At 63.0% G+C, this 21,942-nt stretch carries 21 protein-coding genes; 12 read left to right on the top strand and 9 right to left on the bottom strand.

Annotated features, from left to right (window positions below):
- Window positions 1-218 precede the first annotated feature (218 nt).
- Complete coding sequence (locus O4H53_RS24240) at window positions 219-1,043, top strand: lytic transglycosylase domain-containing protein (protein WP_269367550.1); 825 nt, start codon at window positions 219-221, stop codon at window positions 1,041-1,043.
- A gap of 355 nt (window positions 1,044-1,398) precedes the next feature.
- On the opposite strand, the gene O4H53_RS24245 is transcribed toward O4H53_RS24240, so the two are convergent.
- From O4H53_RS24245 to tldD, 7 genes are all read right to left on the bottom strand, one after another.
- Window positions 1,399-1,728 (bottom strand): GNAT family N-acetyltransferase, encoded by a 330-nt coding sequence (locus tag O4H53_RS24245; RefSeq protein ID WP_443069638.1) that lies wholly within the window; start codon window positions 1,726-1,728, stop codon window positions 1,399-1,401.
- A complete protein-coding gene (locus tag O4H53_RS24250; RefSeq protein ID WP_269367551.1) occupies window positions 1,676-2,299 on the bottom strand; it encodes a 3-oxoacid CoA-transferase subunit B in 624 nt (207 codons plus the stop codon). Before O4H53_RS24250 ends, O4H53_RS24245 begins: the two co-directional genes overlap by 53 nt.
- A complete protein-coding gene (locus O4H53_RS24255; protein ID WP_269367552.1) occupies window positions 2,299-3,003 on the bottom strand; it encodes a CoA transferase subunit A in 705 nt (234 codons plus the stop codon). Before O4H53_RS24255 ends, O4H53_RS24250 begins: the two co-directional genes overlap by 1 nt.
- Before the next feature lie 94 nt (window positions 3,004-3,097).
- Window positions 3,098-3,658, bottom strand: coding sequence for a L,D-transpeptidase (locus O4H53_RS24260; RefSeq protein WP_269367553.1), 561 nt, complete (start codon window positions 3,656-3,658; stop codon window positions 3,098-3,100).
- Window positions 3,659-3,754: 96 nt separating this feature from the next.
- Window positions 3,755-6,346, bottom strand: a complete 2,592-nt coding sequence (gene topA, locus O4H53_RS24265; RefSeq protein ID WP_269367554.1) for a type I DNA topoisomerase — start codon at window positions 6,344-6,346, stop codon at window positions 3,755-3,757.
- A 307-nt stretch (window positions 6,347-6,653) separates the two neighbouring features.
- Window positions 6,654-7,826: a DNA-processing protein DprA gene (gene dprA / locus O4H53_RS24270; RefSeq protein ID WP_269367555.1), complete on the bottom strand. Its 1,173-nt coding sequence runs from the start codon at window positions 7,824-7,826 to the stop codon at window positions 6,654-6,656.
- A 141-nt stretch (window positions 7,827-7,967) separates the two neighbouring features.
- Window positions 7,968-9,389: a metalloprotease TldD gene (gene tldD / locus O4H53_RS24275; RefSeq protein WP_114272756.1), complete on the bottom strand. Its 1,422-nt coding sequence runs from the start codon at window positions 9,387-9,389 to the stop codon at window positions 7,968-7,970.
- A gap of 180 nt (window positions 9,390-9,569) precedes the next feature.
- Here tldD and coxB point away from each other — a divergent pair, with 180 nt between their 5' ends.
- The 9 genes from coxB to O4H53_RS24320 all read left to right on the top strand — a co-directional run bounded on the left by coxB (window position 9,570) and on the right by O4H53_RS24320 (window position 17,135).
- Window positions 9,570-10,496: a cytochrome c oxidase subunit II gene (coxB, locus tag O4H53_RS24280; RefSeq protein ID WP_269367556.1), complete on the top strand. Its 927-nt coding sequence runs from the start codon at window positions 9,570-9,572 to the stop codon at window positions 10,494-10,496.
- A 107-nt stretch (window positions 10,497-10,603) separates the two neighbouring features.
- Window positions 10,604-11,539 (top strand): heme o synthase, encoded by a 936-nt coding sequence (gene cyoE / locus O4H53_RS24285; RefSeq protein ID WP_269367557.1) that lies wholly within the window; start codon window positions 10,604-10,606, stop codon window positions 11,537-11,539.
- Window positions 11,539-11,724 (top strand): cytochrome C oxidase assembly protein, encoded by a 186-nt coding sequence (locus O4H53_RS24290; RefSeq protein WP_114272692.1) that lies wholly within the window; start codon window positions 11,539-11,541, stop codon window positions 11,722-11,724. The genes cyoE and O4H53_RS24290 overlap by 1 nt, the downstream gene beginning before the upstream one ends.
- A complete protein-coding gene (locus tag O4H53_RS24295; RefSeq protein WP_269367558.1) occupies window positions 11,724-12,299 on the top strand; it encodes a cytochrome c oxidase assembly protein in 576 nt (191 codons plus the stop codon). The genes O4H53_RS24290 and O4H53_RS24295 overlap by 1 nt, the downstream gene beginning before the upstream one ends.
- A gap of 19 nt (window positions 12,300-12,318) precedes the next feature.
- The gene (locus O4H53_RS24300; RefSeq protein WP_269367559.1) at window positions 12,319-13,131 is read left to right on the top strand and encodes a cytochrome c oxidase subunit 3; all 813 of its coding nucleotides are present in this window, start codon (window positions 12,319-12,321) and stop codon (window positions 13,129-13,131) included.
- 96 nt (window positions 13,132-13,227) lie between these two features.
- Window positions 13,228-13,899 (top strand): SURF1 family protein, encoded by a 672-nt coding sequence (locus tag O4H53_RS24305; RefSeq protein WP_269367560.1) that lies wholly within the window; start codon window positions 13,228-13,230, stop codon window positions 13,897-13,899.
- A gap of 4 nt (window positions 13,900-13,903) precedes the next feature.
- Complete coding sequence (gene thrC, locus O4H53_RS24310; protein ID WP_269367561.1) at window positions 13,904-15,292, top strand: threonine synthase; 1,389 nt, start codon at window positions 13,904-13,906, stop codon at window positions 15,290-15,292.
- Complete coding sequence (locus tag O4H53_RS24315; protein ID WP_269367562.1) at window positions 15,289-16,551, top strand: M16 family metallopeptidase; 1,263 nt, start codon at window positions 15,289-15,291, stop codon at window positions 16,549-16,551. The genes thrC and O4H53_RS24315 overlap by 4 nt, the downstream gene beginning before the upstream one ends.
- Complete coding sequence (locus O4H53_RS24320) at window positions 16,551-17,135, top strand: GNAT family N-acetyltransferase (protein WP_114272698.1); 585 nt, start codon at window positions 16,551-16,553, stop codon at window positions 17,133-17,135. Before O4H53_RS24315 ends, O4H53_RS24320 begins: the two co-directional genes overlap by 1 nt.
- Before the next feature lie 65 nt (window positions 17,136-17,200).
- Here the strand turns inward: O4H53_RS24320 and O4H53_RS24325 are convergent, their stop codons facing one another.
- Both O4H53_RS24325 and glyA read right to left on the bottom strand, forming a co-directional pair.
- Window positions 17,201-17,668, bottom strand: a complete 468-nt coding sequence (locus tag O4H53_RS24325) for a hypothetical protein (protein ID WP_269367563.1) — start codon at window positions 17,666-17,668, stop codon at window positions 17,201-17,203.
- A gap of 209 nt (window positions 17,669-17,877) precedes the next feature.
- Window positions 17,878-19,206 carry a serine hydroxymethyltransferase gene (gene glyA / locus O4H53_RS24330; RefSeq protein ID WP_269367564.1) on the bottom strand — a complete coding sequence of 443 codons (1,329 nt, stop codon included), beginning with the start codon at window positions 19,204-19,206 and terminating at the stop codon, window positions 17,878-17,880.
- Between the two features lie 123 nt (window positions 19,207-19,329).
- On the opposite strand from glyA, the gene O4H53_RS24335 reads away from it, so the two are divergent.
- Together O4H53_RS24335 and O4H53_RS24340 are read left to right on the top strand one after the other, a co-directional pair.
- Window positions 19,330-20,157: an MBL fold metallo-hydrolase gene (locus O4H53_RS24335; protein ID WP_269367565.1), complete on the top strand. Its 828-nt coding sequence runs from the start codon at window positions 19,330-19,332 to the stop codon at window positions 20,155-20,157.
- Between the two features lie 139 nt (window positions 20,158-20,296).
- Entirely contained in the window at window positions 20,297-21,718 is a 1,422-nt protein-coding gene (locus O4H53_RS24340; protein WP_269367566.1) for an FAD-binding oxidoreductase, read from the top strand.
- The last annotated feature ends 224 nt before the right edge of the window (window positions 21,719-21,942 follow it).

Here is a 21,942-nt window from a genome sequence, read left to right on the forward strand (position 1 = left end):
TTTACAAGCACATGTTATTAAACGAAATTTCCCGCGATACACGTGTGGGTTTAGTTAAATTCGAAAGATCTTGGGGCGAATTATGGCGAAATTGCCGCAATTCCTGCCTCGATTTAGGGGTTTTGGCAGGGCGCGCGGCGCGATTTACTGGTTTCGACAGTGATTTTGTGGGAAGCTGTCTGAAAATCGAGCCGATAAACAAACAACGGCAGGCAGGCATGTATCGTATTCTGGCAATCGCGCTCTTTTCGGGCGCCATGGTGGCGGCACCGCTATGGGCGGAGAGCGCGCGTCCCTTTGCAGATTTCAGCGCCAAGCGGATCAAGGCCCCCAAACCGGGAAGCCGGCCACGGATCGGCATCCAGATCGACCCGGCGGTTCAGGCCGCAGCGCTGAAGCCCAGGGTCGGCCCCGACGTCGTGGCGCAGCCATCGGGGGCCATCCCGCCCAGGGAACCTGGTCAATATGACTGGTTCTGGGAAAAGGTATCTCCGAATATTGCGCAATCCGGTCCGGGACGTCTGGAAACCGCGATGGCAACGCTGGCGGGCGCGGCCGACCGCGTCAACAGCCCGCGCCTGCAGCAGATGCAGGATATCGCCAAGGTCAACGGCATCGACATCCTGCGTTCCACCATCGGGACGCAGGTCTCGCCCGCGCTGGTGCTGGCGGTGATCACCGTGGAATCCGCCGGAAAGCCTGATGCCGTCAGCCGGGCCGGTGCGCAGGGGCTGATGCAACTGATGCCCGCCACGGCGGAACGGTTCGGGGTGACGGACAGCCTGGCGTCTTCCCAGAACATCACCGGCGGGGTGAAATACCTGAACTGGCTGATGGACGAATTTGACCGCGACCCGATCCTGGTGCTGGCAGGGTATAATGCCGGAGAGGGCTCGGTGCGCAAACACGCCGGTGTGCCGCCCTTTGCCGAGACGCGCGACTACGTGCCCAAGGTGCTGGCGGCCTTCCAGGTGGCCAAGGGCTTGTGCAAGACCCCGCCCGAGCTGATCTCGGACGGCTGTGTATTTGCTGCGATGAACTGAGTGGCGAGAAACGGAGTTTTTAAAAACTCCGGCCCGATCTTTTTGAAAAGATCGCGACACCCGGCCTTGCAGACATCGAAAGCCTCCGCCAGTCACGGATGTTTTCGCCACCCGCCACTCACGAGAGGGCAGAGCGCCATGGTCAGCGGGAGAACCGGAGTTTTTGAAAACTCCGGTCCGATCTTTTTGAAAAGATCGCGACACCCGGCCTTGCAGACATCGAAAGCCTCCGCCAGTCACGGATGTTTTCGCCGCCCGCCGCTCACGAGAGGGCAGAGCGGCATGGTCAGCGGGAGAAACGGAGTTTTTGAAAACTCCGGTCCGATCTTTTTGAAAAGATCGTGCAACCCGGCCTTCAGACGTTGAAGGCGTCCGCCCATTCCGGATGTTTCCGCCGCATCGCGTTCACGAAGGGGCAGAGCGGCACGATCTTGAAACCCTCGGCACGCGCATCCTCGACCAGCCGTGTTACCAGTTTCAGACCGGCGCCAGTGCCTTTCAGGGCTTCCGGTACGCCGGTGTGATCCGCGATCACCTGGGTTTCACCAAGGCGCGAATAGGTCAGCTCAGCCTCGTGACCGTCCTGGGTCAGGACATAGCGGCCCTTGCTGCCGCTGACCTCGCGGGTGATCTCAGACAATCGTCGCCTCGGTCGCCGCGCGCAACTCGTCCTCGGTGACGCCATCTGCGCATTCGACAATTCTCAAACCGCCTTCGACCACGTCCAGCACACCAAGGTTGGTGATGATCCGGTCCACCACGGCCTTGCCGGTCAGCGGCAGGCTGCATTCCTTGAGCACCTTGCTTTCACCGGCCTTGTTCTGGTGGTCCATCACGACAATGACCTTGCCGACCCCTGCGACAAGGTCCATCGCGCCGCCCATGCCCTTGACCAGCTTGCCGGGGATCATCCAGTTCGCCAGATCGCCGTTTTCGGCCACTTCCATGGCCCCCAGGATCGCCGCGGCAATCTTGCCGCCGCGGATCATGCCGAAACTCATGGCGCTGTCGAAATAGGAGGTGCGGGAAAGTTCGGTGATCGTCTGCTTGCCCGCATTGATCAGGTCGGGGTCCTCATCGCCCTCAAGGGGGAAGGGGCCCATGCCCAGCATGCCATTCTCGGATTGCAGGGTGATGTCCTTGTCACCGACATAATTGGCCACCAGCGTCGGAATCCCGATGCCGAGGTTCACATACATGCCGTCTTCCAGCTCTTGTGCCGCGCGTGCGGCCATCTGATTGCGATCCCAGCCCATTATGCTTCCTCCCGCTTGCGCGTGGTGCGCTGTTCGATGCGTTTCTCGTGGGTGCCCTGGACGATCCGGTGCACGTAGATGCCCGGCAGGTGGATCGCGTCGGGGTCAAGAGACCCGCGCGGCACGATTTCCTCGACCTCTGCGATGCAGACCTTGCCGCACATGGCGGCAGGCGGGTTGAAATTGCGCGCGGTCTTGCGGAACACCAGGTTGCCGGTGTCGTCGGCCTTCCAGGCCTTGACGATGCTGAGGTCGGCAAAAATGCCCTCTTCGAGGATGTAATCCTCGCCGTTGAACTGTTTGACTTCCTTGCCCTCGGCGATCTGGGTGCCGACACCGGTCTTGGTGTAGAAACCGGGGATGCCGCAGCCGCCCGCGCGCATCCGTTCGGCCAGGGTGCCTTGGGGATTGAACTCAAGCTCCAGCTCACCGGACAGATACTGTCGCATGAATTCCGCGTTCTCGCCCACGTAGGAGGAGATCATCTTTTTCACCTGCCGGGTCTGCAACAGGATGCCGATGCCAAAATCGTCCACGCCCGCGTTGTTGGACGCAAAGGTCAGGTTCTTGGCACCATTCTCCTTGATCGCCTGCAGCAGCAATTCCGGAATGCCGCAGAGGCCAAAGCCCCCGGCGGCGATCAGCATGCCATCTGACAGAACGCCTTCCAGCGCCTCGGTGGCGGTTGCGTAGATTTTGTTCATTCTGCATGATCCCCTGTCGCTATGGTCAGAAGAACTTGTGACGCCGCGTCGCGGCAAAGTCAATTCATGCAGGGGTTGCGCGCCGACCGGCGGATTACACGATACGCACCTGCGTCCCGATCGGGGCGATCTGGTACAGGGCTTCGATCATGTGGTTGTAAAGCCCGATGCAGCCGTCAGAGCTTTGCCGCCCGATCTTGCGCGTGTCATGGGTGCCGTGGATCAGATAGGCGGGCCAGCTCAGGTACATGGCATGGGTCCCCAGCGGATTGTCGGGGCCGGGGGGCATGTATTTCAGCTCCGGGTCGCGTTCGATCATGCTGGGTGTCGGGGTCCAGTCGGGACCGACGCGCTTGCGCACGATCTTTGTATACCCGCGCTTGGTCAGCTCGTCGCTGCGGGGCACGGAGGTGGGGTAGACATTGTAGGTCTTTCCGTCACCGCTCCAGAAATGCAGCGCGCGGCTGGTGGTGTCGGCAACGATGGCGGCCTTGCCCAGGCTGTCAAAGTGGTCCTGCCAGCGTTGCGAGACAAAGCTGGTCGCATTGCGCCGCACCGGGTTGAGGTCGCCGGGGTCTGCCCGCAGGACAGTCGGGGCAAACAATGTTGCCGTTGCCCCGATGATGAAACCGCGCTTGCTCAGATGCTCTGTCATTGGTCTGCCTTTCGCCTGAAGTTTTGCCACTGGTCTGGCAAGCTTCGGGGGCAGGTTCAAATCACAAGTCTTTGATCAGCGGTCATTTTGTCGCAGTCAGGCTTTCTTGACAGCGGGTTTTTTGGGGGCGGCCTTCTTTTTCGCAGCCGGTTTTTTCTTTGCCACGGGTTTTTTCTTGCCGGACTTGGCCGCGCGTTCGTCGATCAGGGTGATCGCCTGCGCCATGGTCAGATCTTCGGGGTCGATCGTGTCGGGAATCGTCGCATTGATCTTTTCCCACTTCACGTAAGGCCCGTATTTGCCCTTCATCACATTGACGGCACCGCCCGCTTCCGGATGCTCACCCAGTTCGCGCAGCGGTTTCGCGGCCTGTCCGCGTCCGCCCCGGCTGGCGACTTTCTCGGCCAGCAGCTGCACCGCGCGGTTCATGCCGACGGTAAAGACCTCTTCGATGTTTTCCAGGTTGGCATTGGTGCCGCCCCGGTGCGAGGTGCTTTCCGCGTGTTTGAGGTAGGGGCCGTAGCGCCCGATGTTGGACCAGACCATCACGCCATCCTCGGGGTGCGGACCAATCTCGCGCGGCAGCGACAGCAGCATCAGCGCGCGTTCAAGCTCCAGCTCCTCCGGCGGCCATTCCTTGGGGATCGACTGGCGCGGCGGCTTCTTGTTTTCTTCCGTCACCTCTCCGCGCTGGACATAAGGCCCGAAGCGGCCCTTGAAAACGCGGATCTCCTCGCCCTGATCGGTGCCCAAAAGCTTGCCGTCGGGGGGGATGGCGCTGGCCTCGGCTTCCGGGTCGGGCGGGCCAAAGGGGCGCGTATAGCGGCACTCAGGATAGTTGGAGCAGCCGATGAACGCCCCGCCGGACCGCGCGGTGCGCATCGAAAGCCGGCCCGCACCGCAATGCGGGCACAGCCGCGGATCGCTGCCGTCTTCGGTGGGCGGGAACAGATGCGGCTCCAGCACCTCGTTGATCTTTTCCAGCACCTCGGTGATGCGCAGCTCGGAGGTTTCCGCAATCGCGGCGGAAAAGTCGCGCCAGAACCGGCCCAGCACGTCCTTGTAATTCGCATCGGCCGCAGAGACCTTGTCGAGCTGGTCTTCGAGATCGGCGGTGAAATCATAACCGATGTAGCGGCGGAAGTAGTTCTCCAGAAAGGCGGTGACCAGACGGCCCTTGTCCTCGGGGATCAGGCGCTGGCCCTCGCGGCGCACATATTCACGGTCCTGGATCGTGGTGACGATGCTGGCATAGGTGGAGGGGCGGCCGATGCCCAGTTCTTCCATCCGCTTGACCAGCGTCGCCTCGGTATAGCGCGGCGGGGGCTGGGTGAAATGCTGTTCGGGCGTGACGGCGCGCTTGTCCATCTTGTCGCCTTCGCTGATCTGGGGCAGGCGCTTGTCGTCCTCGTCCACCACGTCATCGCGGCCTTCTTCATAGACGCGCAGAAACCCGTCGAAGAGCACAACCTGACCGGTGGCGCGCAGGCCGACCTGACCGTCCTTGCTGCCGACCTCGACCGTGGTCCGCTCCATCCGGGCGCTGGCCATCTGGCAGGCAAGGGTGCGTTTCCAGATCAGGTCGTAAAGCTTGGCCTGGTCCGATTCGAGCTTGAGCGAGGCCGCATCACGGGTCATGTCCGTGGGCCGGATGCATTCATGTGCTTCCTGCGCGTTCTTCGCCTTGTTCTTGTAGATGCGCGGCTCACCGGGGACATAATCGGCGCCGAATCGTTCCTTGATCGCGTCGCGCGCCATGGTCACGGCCTCGGGCGCCATGTCGATGCCATCGGTCCGCATATAGGTAATGTGCCCCGCTTCATATAGGCGCTGCGCGGTGCTCATGGTCTGGCGCGCGCCCATGCCGAACTTGCGGCTGGCCTCCTGCTGCAGGGTTGAGGTCATGAAAGGGGCGGATGGGTTGCGGGTGGCCGGTTTCGCCTCGACGCTGGTGACGGTGAGGTCGCGGCTGGTGATCGCCTGCACAGCCATTTCGGCCCTGGTGCCATCGGAAAGGTCGAATTTTTCCAGCTTGTCGCCCGCCAGCGTGACCAGCCGGGCCTCGAATTCCTGACCCCGTGGTGTCGCCAGCAGCGCCTTGACGGTCCAGTATTCGCGGGCGCGGAAGGCTTCGATCTCCATCTCGCGCTCGACGATCAGGCGCAGGGTGACCGATTGCACCCGGCCCGCCGATTTCGCACCGGGCAGCTTGCGCCACAGCACCGGAGAGAGGTTGAACCCCACCAGATAATCCAGCGCGCGGCGGGCCAGATAGGCCTCCACCAGCGGCATGTCGACCTGACGCGGGTTTTTCATCGCTTCGGTTACCGCGGCCTTGGTGATCGCGTTGAACACCACGCGGCTGACCGGCGTGTCCTTCTTGATCGACTTGCGGGCGGTCAGCGTCTCTTGCAGGTGCCAGCTGATCGCCTCGCCTTCGCGGTCGGGGTCGGTTGCGAGGATCAGTTCGTTGTCGTTCTTCAGCGCATCGGCGATGGCCTTGACATGTTTCTTGCTGTCGCTGGCGACTTCCCATTTCATGTCGAAATCATGCTCGGTGTCCACAGACCCGTCCTTGGGCGGCAGGTCGCGGACGTGGCCGTAAGAGGCAAGAACGGTGTAATTGTCCCCCAGATACTTGTTGATCGTTTTGGCCTTGGCAGGAGATTCGACAACAACAACTGGCATGAATTCAGTACCTTGATAATAAAAGCGGGCGCGTTCGTGCGTTGTGTCATGTGGGATGGCGGGGTGGATTGTCAATGCGCCTCAGTCCGACGGGCCGATCCCCGAAGGCTGCGGGAGGGGCTGATCGTGGCAGTCAGCATGGCGGCAAAGGCAGCTCTGCAGACGATGCGATGCGCGCGGCAAACTGCGGCCCTGGCCGCTTCGCATGCCTCCTGGTCCGGGGCGGCAAGGCTCAGCGGATGAGGGCCGCCTTTCCCCGCCGCCACCTTGTTTCATCTGCCGCCTTGGGACGCGGATCGGGCGATGGTCAAACCACTCTGGTCAGCAGGCCGCCGGGTTGCCGCGCGATTTGTCCGTCAAGTTCGAGGTCGACAAGCGCCGGTGCGACCTGCGCCGGTGCGGCTTTCAGATCGCGGATCAACTGGTCTTCGGCAAGGGGCGACGGGCCAAGACGTGACAGGATCTGCTGGTGCAGGCGCGCGGCGTCCTTCAGGCTGTGCCGGGGCGGTGGCGCCGAGGCGGGCGCGCGCAGGCCAGACAGGTTTTCGGCAGTGCCCGGCACCGTGCCATTGAACGGGGTGCTTTCCGACAGGGCATCCAGGACATCCACCGCGGACCGCACCAGCATCGCCCCGTCGCGGATCAGCATGTTGCAGCCTGCCGCACGCGCATCCAGCGGATGACCCGGCACTGCCAGCACCTCGCGGCCCTGATCAAGCGCATCGCGCGCGGTGATCAGGCTGCCGGATTTCGCGGCAGCCTCCACCACCACCGTGGCGCGCGACAGGCCCGATATGATGCGATTGCGGCTGGGAAAGTGGCGCGCCATCGGTTGCAGGCCAAAGGGCTGTTCGGAAAGCCGCAACCCGCGGCGGCCAATGTCGCGGGCCAGTTCGGCGTTTTCCGCAGGATAGATCACGTCGACACCGCCCGCCTGCACGGCGATGGTTCCGCTGTCCAATGCGCCCAGATGTGCGGCGGCATCGACCCCGCGCGCAAGGCCGGAGACCACGACATATCCCGCGGTACCAAGATCATGTGCCAGGGCGCGCGCCATCCTAGTGCCCAGCGACGATGCATTGCGCGCACCCACCAGGGAAACCATGGGCCGCGACAGCAGTGCGGGATCGCCCAGACACCACAGAAAGGGCGGCGCATCCGCAAGTTCCGCCAGTGGTTCGGGATAGGGGGATTCCCCCAGTGCCAGCAATTGCGCGCCCGCAGCACGGGCGGTTTTCAATTCAGCGAGAACCACGCCCTCGGGGCAGGGGGTATAGCTGGAAACGCCTGCGGCGCGCGCCACCTCCGGCAGCGCGGCCAGCGCGTTCTGCGCAGTGCCGTATTCAGTCAGCAGTCGTTTATACGTCGCTATTCCGACCCGGCGCGAGCGCAACAGACGAAGCCGGGCAAGCTGTTCGTCTTCCGGGGTGGGTGGGAGTGGGGGGTGAGTGGAAGAAGGATGTTGGTCCTTGTCAGTCATCCCGTGTCTCCGTCCGTTGCAGAATCAGGTATAGGACAGCGCGGTTAACAGGGCGTGAATCAACTGCTGCCGTTTTGGCACAAACTGCCTGCCTGACGGCAAGGGTCGGTATATCATGAAGGGCGCAACGGCAGTGCCGGTTCAGGTGGCAGAGCCGCCTACCGTCAGCCCGCCGATCATCAGCGTCGGCTGGCCCACGCCCACCGGCACCCACTGGCCCTGCTTGCCGCAATTGCCCATGCCGGGGTCAAGGCTGGGGTCATTGCCGATGGCCCTGATCTGCTTCAGCGCGGTGGCACCGTCGCCGATCAGCGTCGCCCCCTTGACCGGTGCGCCGACCACGCCGTTCTGAACCCGGTAGGCCTCGGTGCAGGAGAACACGAACTTGCCATTGGTGATATCGACCTGACCGCCACCGAATCCCACCGCGTAGATGCCATCGCGCAGGTCCGCCACGATATCGCCGGGGGCTGCATCGCCGCCCAGCATATAGGTGTTGGTCATGCGCGGCATGGGAATATGCGCAAAGGATTCGCGCCGCCCGTTGCCGGTGCTCTTGACCCCCATCAGCCGCGCATTCTGCCGGTCCTGCATGTAACCCACCAGCCGCCCGTCCTCGATCAGCACGTTCCTGGCCGAGGGCGTGCCCTCGTCATCGACGCTGATCGACCCGCGCCGGTCCGGGATCGTCCCGTCGTCCAGCACCGTGACACCGGGGGCGGCGATCTGCTGGCCCATCAGCCCGGCAAAGGCCGACGACCCCTTGCGGTTGAAATCGCCCTCCAGCCCGTGGCCAATGGCCTCGTGCAGCAGGATACCGGGCCAGCCGGGGCCAAGCACCACATCCATCACACCCGCGGGGGCAGGCACGGCATCAAGGTTGACCACCGCGACGCGCAGCGCCTCGCGCGCCTTGGCCTGCCAGTCTTCGGGGGCCAGCATGCCATCCAGCCCGATCCGCCCGCCGCCGCCTGCCGTGCCGCTTTCGCGGCGGCCGTTCTGTTCGACGATGACCGAGACATTCACCCGCGTCATCGGGCGCACGTCCCTGACGGAGGTGCCTTCCGGCCGGAGAATCTCGATTTCCTGCAGCGAGGCCGAAATGCTGGCGCTGACCTGCACCACCCGGCTGTCCAGATCGCGGGCAAAGGCGTCGATCTCGCGCAGAGTCTGGATCTTGACGGGAAAGGCGGCCCCGGCGATCGGATCCTCGTCCGTATAGAGCTTGCGGTTGGTGCCCTCCGGCGCATCGGCCCAGGTGCCGCCGCCGTCTGCCACGGCCAGGCGCGCAGTCTCGCAGGCGCGTTCCAGCGCGGCATGGGAGACTTCGGTGGAATGGGCGTAACCCGCCACCTCGCCACGCACCGCGCGCAATCCGAACCCTTCGGAGGCATCATAGCTTGCCGTCTTGAGCCGCCCGTCATCGAACATCAGCCCCTCCGACCGGCGCCGTTCAAAGAACAGCTCGCCATCATCGGCACCGGCAACGGCCTCGCGCAGGGTTTTCAGGGCCGCATCGCGGTCCAGCAGGTCGTTGAAGGGGGAAAAGGGGGTGCTGCTCATGAAATTGTCCTGAATTGGTGCCACAAAATGCGCATCGCGTCTGTTTGCCGCAATCGAAGTGGCTTTATCTTGAGGATAGAATATGATTGTAAGCACCCAGATTACAACGGGGCGGGCAGGGATCATCTGCTTCTTCCGGCGAAACCGTAGCCAAACATGGTCACAAGATCAGGACGACTTATGAAAAAACTTCTCTCTCTTAGCGCGCTCTTGGCAGGCCTCGGGGCCATGCCGGTACTGGCCCAGGACAATCTGCGCATTGATGGGCTTGAGGTCATCGGTACGCCCGTGGACGGCAAAATGGGCTTTCAGCCTGCCGTGACCCGGCTGGCACAGGATATTCATGATCTCGACTGGCTGATCCTTGTCATCATCACCCTGATCACCCTGTTCGTGACCGGTCTGATCATCTGGGTGATCCTGCGCTACGGCAAGAAGCGGAATCCGAACCCGTCGTCCTTTACCCACAATACACCCATCGAAATTGCCTGGACGGTTGGTCCGATCGTGATTCTGGTGCTGATCGGCGCCTATTCGCTGCCGATCCTGTTCCGCCAGCAGGAAATTCCCGAAGCCGACATCACCATCAAGGCGACCGGCAACCAGTGGTACTGGTCCTATGAATACGTGGACGAAGGTTTCGGCTTTGACAGCTACATGATCGGCGCGCCCGCCACCCTGACAGCCGAGGACGAAGCCGCAGGTGCCATCGCCAACACCCTGGACGATGTCATGGTGGCCAAGCTTGAAGCCGCCGGTTATTCGCGTGACGAATGGCTGCTGGCGACAGATACCGCTGTTGTCGTGCCGGTGGGCAAGACCATCGTGATGCAGGTCACCGGCTCTGACGTGATCCATGCCTGGACCGTTCCGGCCTTTGGCGTCAAGCAGGATGCGGTGCCGGGCCGTCTGGCCGAACTGTGGTTCAGCGCGGAGCGTGAAGGTGTCTATTTCGGCCAGTGTTCCGAACTTTGCGGCCAAGCCCATGCCTATATGCCGATCACTGTCAAAGTGGTGTCCGAAGCCGCCTATGCCGACTGGCTGGGCAAGGCCAAGGAGGAATACGCCGGTATTCCCCAGACTCTGACAGTCGCTTCGGCTGACTGATCCTCGCGGCGCGGTGTCCGTCACCGCGCCCGACCTGCAGGCCCCGAGTGGCCTGCAGTGATTGTATGGTGGATGCTGTCCACCCTGTTGCCAGCTAAAGGTGTCCCATGACCGACGTCAGCCAAACGCCAGCCTTGGAAAACGAAGCGGAACTGGGTGATTACTTTGCCCTGTTGAAGCCGCGCGTGATGCAACTGGTGGTCTTCACGGCCCTGGTCGGCATGCTGGCCGCACCGGTGTCGGTGCATCCGGTGATCGGTTTCGCCTCCATCCTCTTTGTGGCCATTGGCGCGGGGGCCTCGGGTGCGCTGAACATGTGGTGGGACGCGGACATCGACTCGGTGATGCGCCGCACGGCCAAGCGGCCCATTCCGGCAGGCAAGGTGCAACCGGGCGAGGCGCTGGCGCTGGGCGTGGGGCTTTCGCTCCTCTCTGTCATGATGCTGGGCCTCTCCGCGAATCTTCTGGCAGCCGGCATGCTGCTGTTCACCATCTTTTTCTATGCCGTCGTCTATTCCATGTGGCTCAAGCGTGCGACACCGCAGAACATCGTGATCGGCGGCGCGGCAGGGGCCTTTCCGCCGGTGATCGGCTGGATCATCGCAACCGGCAGTTTCTCGGTCGAGGCCTGGCTGATGTTCGCGCTGATCTTCATGTGGACGCCGCCGCATTTCTGGGCGCTGGCGCTGTTCATGCGGTCCGATTATGACGATGCGAATGTGCCGATGCTGACCGTGACCCACGGCCGCCCGGCCACACGCCGTCACATCATGGCCTATACCGTGCTGCTTGCGCTGCTGGCTGTCGGCACCGGCTTTACCGCCATCGGCGGCTATATTTATCTGACCGTATCGGTGGTGCTGAACCTGCTGTTCCTGATCGGCGCATGGCGCATCTGGCAGCGGGACGAGGCAGCGGCCGAAGCGGACAATTATCTGGTGGAGCGCAAGTTCTTCCGTCTGTCATTGTATTACCTGTTCCTGCACTTCGGCGCGATCCTGGTCGAGGCGACGCTGCGGACCTGGGGCATGGGAGGCTGGTAATGGCCATTCGCGCAGAGCATGAGATTCACACAAGACGCAAGGGCCGCAACGTCGGCGTCGGCCTGATGCTGGGCGGCTTCGTGGTGCTGGTCATGGTGCTGACCTTTGTCAAGATTACCCAGACCGATTTCACCCGCGCGCCGGGAACAGCCAATCCGCCCGCCGCCGTCGGGGGGCAGGACTGATGGCAATTACCGGTCCGCAGAAGACAGTTCTTCAAACCGTTTCTGTTGTGGTCCTCATGGGCGGTCTGGCATGGGCCTCCGTGCCTTTCTATGACTGGTTCTGCCGGGTCACCGGCTTTGGCGGCGTGCCGCAGGTCGTGGGCGGCGGCGGCGACAATATCCTCGACCAGACCATCAAGGTCCGCTTCGACGGCAACCTCAACAGCGGCATGCCCTGGAGCTTCAAGCCGGTGGAGCGCGAGATGGAAGTGCGCATCGGCGAGACCGCCCTTACCTTCTACGAGGCGCATAATCCCACGGATCGGCCCATCGCCGGGCAGGCCAGCTATAACGTGACGCCCTATTCCGCGGGGGCGTTCTTCGACAAGATCGACTGTTTCTGCTTTACCGAACAGGTTCTCGCCCCCGGTGAGACCGTGCAGATGCCGGTCAGCTTCTATGTCGATCCCGAAATCGTCAATGACAGGGATGGCAAGTATGTACACACCATCACCCTGTCATATACATTCTACGAAATTGATCTGCCCGAGGGCTATGCCGCCCTTGATGCAGAGACAGCAACAGACCTGAATTAATCAAGAGGGACCCCGGCACATGGCCCATGCTAAGAACCACGACTACCATATTCTCGCCCCGTCCAGCTGGCCGCTGATCGGCGCGATCAGCGGCTTTGCCATGCTGTTCGGCGCTGTCCTGTGGATGCATGACGTGACACCGTTCCTGTTCTGGGGCGGCTTTGTGGGCGTGCTTTACGTGATGTTCGCCTGGTGGAAGGACGTCGTCGCAGAAAGCCACATCGGCGATCATACCCCGGTCGTGCGCATCGGCCTGCGCTATGGCTTCATCCTGTTCATCATGTCCGAGGTGATGTTCTTTGTCGCCTGGTTCTGGACCTTCTTCAAACAGGCCCTCTACCCGATGAACGAATATGTGGGCTCGGAATACGTGCCGCCGGTCTTCGACCCGGTGAACGCCTTCCACCTGCCGCTGATCAACACGCTGATCCTGCTGCTGTCGGGCTGCGCCGTGACATGGGCGCACCATGCGCTGGTGCATGAAAACAACCGCAAGGACCTGGTCAGCGGGCTGGCAATCTCCATCGTACTGGGCATCGCCTTTACCGCGCTGCAGGCCTATGAATACGGCGAGCTGCTTTTGCATCACGAATGGACCTTTGGCGGCGACGCGTTCTTTTCCGCCTTCTTCATGGCCACCGGTTTCCACGGCGCACATGTGATCATCGGCACCGTGTTCCTGACGGTATGCCTGATCCGTGCCATGCGGGGTGATTTCACACCCGAGAAGCATGTCGGTTTCGAGGCCGCTGCATGGTACTGGCACTTCGTGGACGTCGTCTGGCTGTTCCTGTTCTTTGCCGTCTACATCTGGGGCGTGCCTGCGGGCTGATCCTTCGCGCGGGGTTGCATCCGCCGCCCCGTCGCCTAAAACCCCAAAGCGCGCGATCCGCTTCGCGCGCTTTTTCGTTGCAACACGGACCCCTGCATGAGCCGCGCGCTTTTTGTCATCCTCATCGGTCTCGGCGGTGCCGCCATCCTGATCAGCCTCGGCGTCTGGCAGGTGCAGCGCCTGACCTGGAAACAGGGCATCCTGGCCGAGATCAATGGCAGGATCGAGGCACCCGCCGTCCCCCTGCCGGAGCAGCCCGACCCAAAAGAGGCAGCCTATCTCCCCGTCGAGGTTACCGGAAGCTTTGAAGGGCAGACCCTGCGTGTACTTGTCTCGCAGAAAGATCAGGGCGCGGGCTACCGTTTGATCACCGCGTTGAACACCGGAGATCGCCGGTTGCTGGTGGATCGGGGCTACATCCCCAACGAGGCGGTTGCACCCCCGCTTCCGGACGGGCCGGTGACAATCACCGGCAACCTGCAATGGCCGCAGGAGACCGACAGTTTCACACCCGCCCCGGACATTGACGGCAACATCTGGTTCGCCCGCGATGTCACCGCCATGTCACAGCTCTTGCAAAGCGAACCGGTGCTGGTGGTTGCGCGCGCCCTGTCGTATGACGCGGCACCGGTGTCGCCCTTGCCCGTGGACACGTCGCGTATCCCGAACGATCATCTGCAATATGCCATTACATGGTTTTCGCTGGCGGCAATCTGGGCCGCCATGTCCCTCTATTTCCTGCGCCGCCGTGCCAAAACCGAAAGCTGAACCCATGCGCTATATCTCCACACGGGGCCAGGCCCCCGCGCTGACCTTTGAAGAGGCGATGCTGACCGGGCTGGCGCGCGACGGCGGGCTCTATGTGCCGGAGGTGATTCCGACCCTGACCTCCGACCAGATCGCGGCACTGCACGGCAAGAGCTATGAGGAAACCGCCTTTGCCGTCATGCGCCCCTTTATCGGGGATACCTTCAGCGACGACGCCTTCCGCGCCATCATCGACCGTGCCTATGCCGGGTTCAGCCATGGCGCCCGCGCGCCGCTGGTGCAGCTGGCCCCCGGCCATTTCCTGCTGGAGCTGTTTCACGGCCCGACGCTGGCGTTCAAGGACTTTGCCATGCAGATGATCGGCCAGATGTTCCAGGCGGCGCTTGCCCGCCGGGGCGACCGGGTGACCATCGTCGGCGCGACCTCGGGCGATACCGGATCGGCGGCGATCGAGGCGTTCCGGGGGTTGAGCAACGTGGATGTCTTCATCCTCTACCCGCATGGCCGGGTCAGCGACGTGCAGCGCCGCCAGATGACCACGCCGTCGGAATCCAACGTGCATGCGCTGGCCGTCGATGGCGATTTCGACGATTGTCAGGCCCGGCTGAAGGATATGTTCAACGATTTCGAGTTCCGCGACAGTGTAAAGCTGGCAGGCGTCAATTCGATCAACTGGGGCCGGGTGCTGGCACAGGTGGTCTATTACTTCTCTGCCGCTGTCAGCCTTGGCGCGCCTGAGCGCGAGGTCAGCTTCACCGTGCCCACAGGCAATTTCGGTGACATCTTCGCAGGCTATATCGCCAAGCGGATGGGCCTGCCGATCCGCGACCTGGTTGTGGCCACCAACCAGAACGACATCCTGGACCGCTGCCTGAAGGGGCAGGGGTATCACAAATCCACTGTACATCCCTCGATCAGCCCTTCGATGGACATCCAGGTCTCCTCGAACTTCGAACGCGCGCTGTTTGATGCCTACGGGCGCGACGGCAACGCGGTGGGGCAACTGATGGCCGAGCTGGGGCGGGGCGGTTTCGACGTGAGCCAGGGTGCGATGCAGGCCCTGCAGGCCATTTACCGCTCGGGCCGCGCCTCGGAAGAGGAGACCTCCGCCACCATCGCAAGCGCCCGTGAAACCATGGGCGAGCTGCTCTGTCCGCATTCCGCCGTGGGGGTCAAGGTCGCCGAGGAACATCGTGACGCGACCACCCCAATGGTCACACTGGCCACGGCACATCCGGCAAAATTCCCCGATGCGGTCGAGGCTGCCACCGGATTGCGCCCTGACCTGCCGCCGCATATGGCGGACCTTTTTGACCGGCCGGAGCGTTTCACACGCATCGACAACGATCTCGGTGCCCTGAAAAAACATATCAAGGAAAATCTTTCCGCATGAGCCTGAACCAGACCCGCCTGCCCAATGGCTTTCGCATCGTGACCGAACATATGCCGGGGCTCGCCTCGGCCTCCGTCGGGGTGTGGGTGACTGCGGGCGGACGCCACGAGACGCCGCAGCAGAACGGCATCGCACATTTCCTTGAACATATGGCGTTCAAGGGGACGGCCAGACGCAGCTCGCTCCAGATTGCCGAGGCGATCGAGGATGTGGGCGGCTATATCAACGCCTATACCTCGCGCGAGGTGACGGCCTATTACGTGCGGGTGCTGGAAAACGACGTGGCGCTGGGGCTGGACGTGATTGCCGACATCCTGCGCAACCCGGTGCTGGACCCCAGGGAGATCGAGGTCGAGCGCGGCGTGATCCTGCAGGAAATCGGACAGGCGCTGGATACCCCCGATGACGTGATTTTCGACTGGTTGCAGGAAGAAGCCTATCCTGATCAGCCGCTGGGACGCACCATTCTGGGGCCGACCGAACGGGTGTCGAATTTCAACCGCCAGGACCTGCAGGGTTTCATTGCCGATCACTATGGCCCCGACCAGATGATCCTTGCCGCCGCCGGTGCCGTGAACCACGACGAGATCGTGAAGCTGGCAGAGACCCTGTTTGGCGACATGCAGGCCAAGCCGATGTTCCAGATGCAGAACGCGACCTTCCGGGGCGGCGAGACCCGGCAGATCAAGGCGCTGGAGCAGGCCCATTTCGCGCTGGGTTTCGAATCGCCCGGCTACCGTGCCGACGATATCTACGTGGCGCAGATCTATGCCTCCGCGCTGGGCGGCGGCATGTCGAGCCGCCTGTTCCAGGAGGTCCGCGAGAACCGCGGGCTGTGCTATACGATCTTTGCCCAGGCCGGGGCCTATGCCGACACCGGCATGACCACGATCTATGCGGGCACATCTGCCGCGCAGCTGCCGGAGCTGGCCGAGATCACCATTGACGAAATGAAACGTGCCGCCAGTGACATGTCGCCGGCCGAGGTTGCCCGCGCCCGCGCACAGATGAAAGCGGGCCTGCTGATGGGGCTGGAAAGCCCCTCCAACAGGGCCGAACGGCTGGCGCGGCTGATCCAGATCTGGGACCGCATCCCGCCCCTGTCCGAGACCATCGAGAAAATCGATGCCGTGACCACCGGTGATGTGCGCGACCTGGCGCAACATATGGCAGAGATTTCGCCGGCGGCACTGGCGCTCTACGGCCCGGTGGAGAACGCGCCGACGCTGGATGCGTTACAGGCCCGACGCGCTGCCTGATGCTGTTGGTCAAACGGAAAATACGCATCGAAACAGAGAGGCTGACCCTGCGTCCGCCGCAACATGCCGATTTCCGCGACTGGACCAGCCTGAGGATCAGAAGCCGCGATTACCTGACCAAATGGGAACCGGCCTGGGCCGAAGACCACCTGACGCGCAAGGCCTTTACCAACCGGGTCTACTGGGCGCAGCGGTCGGTGAACTCCGGCACCGCCATGCCGCTGTTCCTGATCCGGCGCGAGGATCGGACCCTGGTGGGGGCGATCACGCTGGACAACGTGCGCCGGGGCCCCGCGCAATCGGCCACGCTGGGCTATTGGACCGGAGAAACCTTTGCCAGGCATGGCTATATGCGCGAGGCGATCGAGGCGATGGTGCATCACGCCTTTACCCGCATGGACCTGAGCCGGATCGAGGCGGCCTGCCTGCCCGAAAACGGCCCCTCGCGCGGGTTGCTGGAAAAGACCGGTTTCAAATACGAGGGCGTTGCGCAGAGCTATCTGCAAATCGACGGGCGCTGGCGGACCCATGTGCTCTATGCCGCGCTGCGCGGTGACCGGCGGGGCAAATCGGAAGCGGGATAGGGCTGGGACCGCGCGGAGCCGATACCTCAATGTCACCGGCCCGGTGCAAGCCGCCCCCGCGCGTTCTAATGCACAGTTGCCGTCCGCGCCTGCGCCTCTACCGACAACAGGGCGTTGCTGAGGGTTTCGGCCTGGGTGATTGCATAAAGACTGTAGGCAACGCGCCAGTCCGGGCCATCCCGGCGTTCCAGCCACGAATAGGTCTGATAGGGGGGCTGTAGCAGTTCCTCGCCCCGATAGATGCGCGCCTCATGCAGGGATTCGACCAGGTTCTTGCTTTTGAACTTGGCCTCCACGCAATGCCGGACCACCCGGGTCACGCCGCGTTCGCGGTAGTTGGCGCGCACGGCGCGGAAGATCTGGTGCAGTGTTTCCCTGTCGGTCACAAAACGGCGCCCCTCGATGGTTTCGAGATGCTGGGGCAGGATGAAACAGGGCGCAAATGCGTCGAAGTCGCCGCACATCAATGCGACGCCGGTGCGGCGCAGAAGATATTCGGCTATGTCACTTGCCTTTTCGAACTCGGTGGACACGGGGGCAATCCCTCCTTGGACATTGGCGAAACTGGTACCAAACGCACAACCGCCGTCCCCTGGGTCGCACGCGAACAATTACGTCGGGGTGATCATACACGGAATTCCCCGAACGCGATGACGAAACGATCACACAACAATGGCGATTCTATGGAAACAGATGGGTTTCGCCCGGATTTTTCGCGGCATGCCCTGCCTGGCCAGGTATTTTACCCTCCCGCATTGCCGCCCACGAAATGCAGCCTGTCAAAGGTTGCCCGAAACGCGCGCACCTCCTCTGCCATGCCGGCGGGGTCGTTTGACCGCAGCGCACGGGCAATCATGGCAGCGAGCGGTTTGGCATCCGCCACACCCACACCCCAGCGCACCAGTTCGGGCGTGCCGATGCGCAGGCCGTTCATGTCGCCCGGCACCTCCGCGATCGGCAGGCCGATGCCACATGCCAGGAACCCGGCCTTGCGCAGCGTCTTTGATGCGGTCTGGCCGCCGCCGAAAGCCTCGGCCTCGACCGCGAACTGATGCGACCGGGTAAAGCCGCGCGCCTTGCCGAACACCGTCAGCCCTTCGGCGTCCAGGGCTTCGGCCAGCGCCTGCGCCACCGCAATCATTTCAGCAGCATAGGCGGCCCCGTAATCCACCCAGTCCAGAAGGGTCAGGGCCAGAGCCGCCGATTTGGCCGCATCGAAATTCGCGGTCATGCCGGGAAAGGCGATGGCGTCCAGCCGTTCGGCAATGGCCGCATCGTCGGTCACGATCAATCCGCCAGCCGGTCCGCCAAGGCTCTTGTAGGTGCTCATCGTCATCAGATGCGCACCCTCTTTCAGGGGATTGCGCCAGGCGCGCCCGGCGATGATCCCGCATTGATGCGCCGCATCGAACAGCACTTTCGCGCCGACCTCATCTGCGATGGCCCGCACCTGCGCCACGGGATGTTCGAAAAGGTTCAGCGAGGCCCCGACCGTGATCAGCTTGGGGCGCACCTCATGGGCCAGCCTGCGCAGCTGGTCGATGTCCAGCGAATAGCCGTCTGCATCAACCGGTGCGGGCACGGTCCTGAGCCCGTAGAGCCCGGCGCAACCGGCCGCATGATGCGTCACATGCCCCCCGACAGAGGCAGGCGGCGCAATGATCGTATCCCCCGGCTGACAGAGCGCCATGAAGCCGTAAAGGTTTCCCAGGGCACCGGAAGGCACGCGGATTTCGGCATAGGCCGCGTCAAAAACCTCTGCGGCAAGTTCGGCGGCAATGACTTCGATCTCTTCGATGGCCTCAAGCCCCATTTCGTACTTGTCGCCGGGATACCCCAGCGAGGGCCGGGTGCCGATGCCACTGGCAAGTGCCGCTTCGGCGCGGGGTGACATGACGTTGGTGGCCGGGTTCAGGTTGAAACAGGCGCGTTCGTGAATTTCCCGGTTCTGCGCGATCAGCGCGTCAATCCGCGTTGCGGTCTGGCCGGTATCGGCGGCAGCGGTCCGGGTGGCAACCCGCTGGACAAGGGCTTCGCTGGCGGCAGGCACCCAGTTTCTTTTGGCAAGCATCTCAGGTCTTTCTGCTGTTTTTCGGGCAGCATGCATCGCCGCAGCGGGATTTGGCAAACCGCATTGTTCAAACCGCTCGAAATATCGAAAGCGCGTGTTAGTTTGATCGGCAGGGGGTCTGCCATGTTGCCTCGATGTTTCACCTTGATCCTTGCCGCGCTGGTGCTGCCCGTCGCCGTCTCGGCGCAGGACCGCACGCCAAGCCATTGCATTGCCCTGGCGGATGCCACGCCGGGCATTGCGCATGTGATCCCCGCCAACCTGCCCGATGTGGCGCCCGAAACGGTGCACCTGCATTACATCGCCCATGCCTCCTTTCTGATCCGTAGCCACGGCGGGCTGAACATGGTGACGGATTACACCGGCTTTACCGGGACACTGCCGCTGATCCCGGATGTGGTGACGATGAACCACGCCCACGACAGCCACTGGACCCCCTTTCCCGACCCGGCGATTCCCCATGCGCTGCCGGGCTGGGGCCCGTTCGGAGAAGGCATCGACCACGAGGTCGACCTGGGCGAAGTGCTGATCCGAAACGTATCCACTGACATCCGCTCGCAGTTTTCCGAGGTGGAGCCGGAGGGCAATTCGATCTTCGTCTTCGAGATGGCAGGCCTGTGCATCGGCCACCTGGGCCATCTGCACCACGAACCGACCGAGGCGCAATATGCCGCGCTGGGCCGGATCGACGTGCTGATGGCCCCGGTCGATGGCGGATACACCCTGCCGCTGCCGGTGATGATGCAGGTGATCCGGCGGCTCAAATCCTCCATCGTGATCCCGATGCACTGGTTTTCAGGCCATGCACTGGATGCCTTCCTGACCGGGATGTCGGATGAATTCCAGGTGGTGGAACTGGAAAGCGCCAACCTCAGCGTCTCACTCGACCGGCTGCCGTCGCGGCCCACGATCATGGTGCTGAACCCCTCCTATATCAACGTCGCGCGATAAAGTGTTTCCGGTATTCCTTGCAACAAGGCATCGCCGATGTCCCGGGAGCGCCGAAGGCGTGGCAGGGTATTGGCGTTTCAACGTGAACCGGAAACGCTATTGGGCTTGCATCCGGCGCGGCCAGGGCTGATCAAGTGGCATGCTGAACCCTGCCGATAAAGATTTCGAAGCCCTTCTGCTGGACCATTTGCCCGCCGAAGTCCTGCGCCCCGTCGAACCGCGCTATGCCGAAGAGCCGCGGGGCTATTTCAAGGGCCTGATCGGCCTGCTGGCCCTGCCGCGCACGGTCGAGGAGGTCTCCACCCTGATCCGCTGCGCCAATGCGGCGCGCGTCGGCGTGATCCCCTATGGCGGCGGCACCGGGCTGGTTGCGGGGCAGGTGATCCCCGACGAGCCCGCGCCGATGGTCCTGTCGCTGGAACGGATGAACGCGGTGCGCGAGGTCTATGCCGACGAAAACGTGCTGGTGGCCGAGGCGGGTGTGATCCTGGCCGATGTACAGGCGGCCGCACATGCGGCGGACCGGCTGTTCCCGCTGTCACTGGCCGCCGAAGGGTCGGCGCGGATCGGGGGCAACCTTGCCACCAACGCGGGCGGCACCGGGGTGCTGCGCTATGGCAATACCCGTGACCTCTGCCTGGGGCTGGAGGCGGTACTGCCTGACGGGCAGATCTGGCACGGGCTGACCCGGCTGCGCAAGAACAACACCGGCTATGATCTGCGCAACCTGCTGATTGGGGCGGAGGGGACCCTGGGGGTGATCACCGCTGCCGCCTTCAAGCTCTTTGCGCAGTCAGAGCAGACCGGCACGGCGCTGCTGATTGTGCCATCTCCCCGCGCGGCACTTGAGCTGCTCTCGCTGGGGCGCAGCCAGCTGGGCGAGGCCATCAGCGCCTTTGAACTGATGAACCGTCAGGGGTTCGACTTCCTGACCGAGGTGCTGCCGCATGTGCGCCAGCCTTTTGCCACGCCGCCGGAATGGTGCGTGCTGATCGAACTGGGCCTGAACGGCGGCCTGGATGCCGCCGAAGCGATGGAAAGGCTGCTTGTGGCCGCGCTGGAGGCGGGGCTGGTCACCGATGGGCTGATTGCACAAAATGCCCAGCAGGCCGCGGATTTCTGGGCCGTTCGCGAACAATTGCCAGAGGCCAACCGCATCATCGGCGCGGTATCGAGCCATGACATCTCCGTCCCGCTGCGCGCCTTGCCCGATTTCATCGAAGCGGGGGCAAAGCGCATCGCCGATCTGGGTGACTTCCGGATCAACTGCTTCGGGCATCTGGGTGACGGCAACCTGCATTACAATGTTTTCCCTGCAAAAGGAAAATCCCGCAACGCCTACAGCAGTCAACGCGACCAGGTGCAGCGGTCCGTTCACGACCTGGTTCATGAGGTCGGCGGATCGTTCAGTGCGGAACATGGCGTCGGGCGACTCAAGGTCGGGGAGCTGGAACGTTACGGCGACCCCGCGAAACTTTCTGCGATGCGGGCGATCAAGGCGGCGCTGGACCCCAGGGGCATCATGAACCCGGGCGCTGTGCTGCGGATGGGGGCATCGTGATGCAGGCCTGTTTCACCGCTGGCAACAGCGGCAGTTACCAGGCCTGCTGACAGGCTCCGCAGCCGCCGGTACGTCAATGCTACGGGTGTAATTTCCCTCCTGTTTGGCGCAACCGCCTCCCGGCATCCGCCAGACGGTGGCTGATCCTAGGTCGTGTTGACATTCATTGTCGCCCACCCGCGCGAGACGGATTTTGCCGCTGGCGCCCTGATGTGAGCGCAGCA

The sequence above is a fragment of the Sulfitobacter sp. G21635-S1 genome (genome assembly GCF_027213915.1).
In the GTDB taxonomy this organism is placed as follows: domain Bacteria; phylum Pseudomonadota; class Alphaproteobacteria; order Rhodobacterales; family Rhodobacteraceae; genus Sulfitobacter.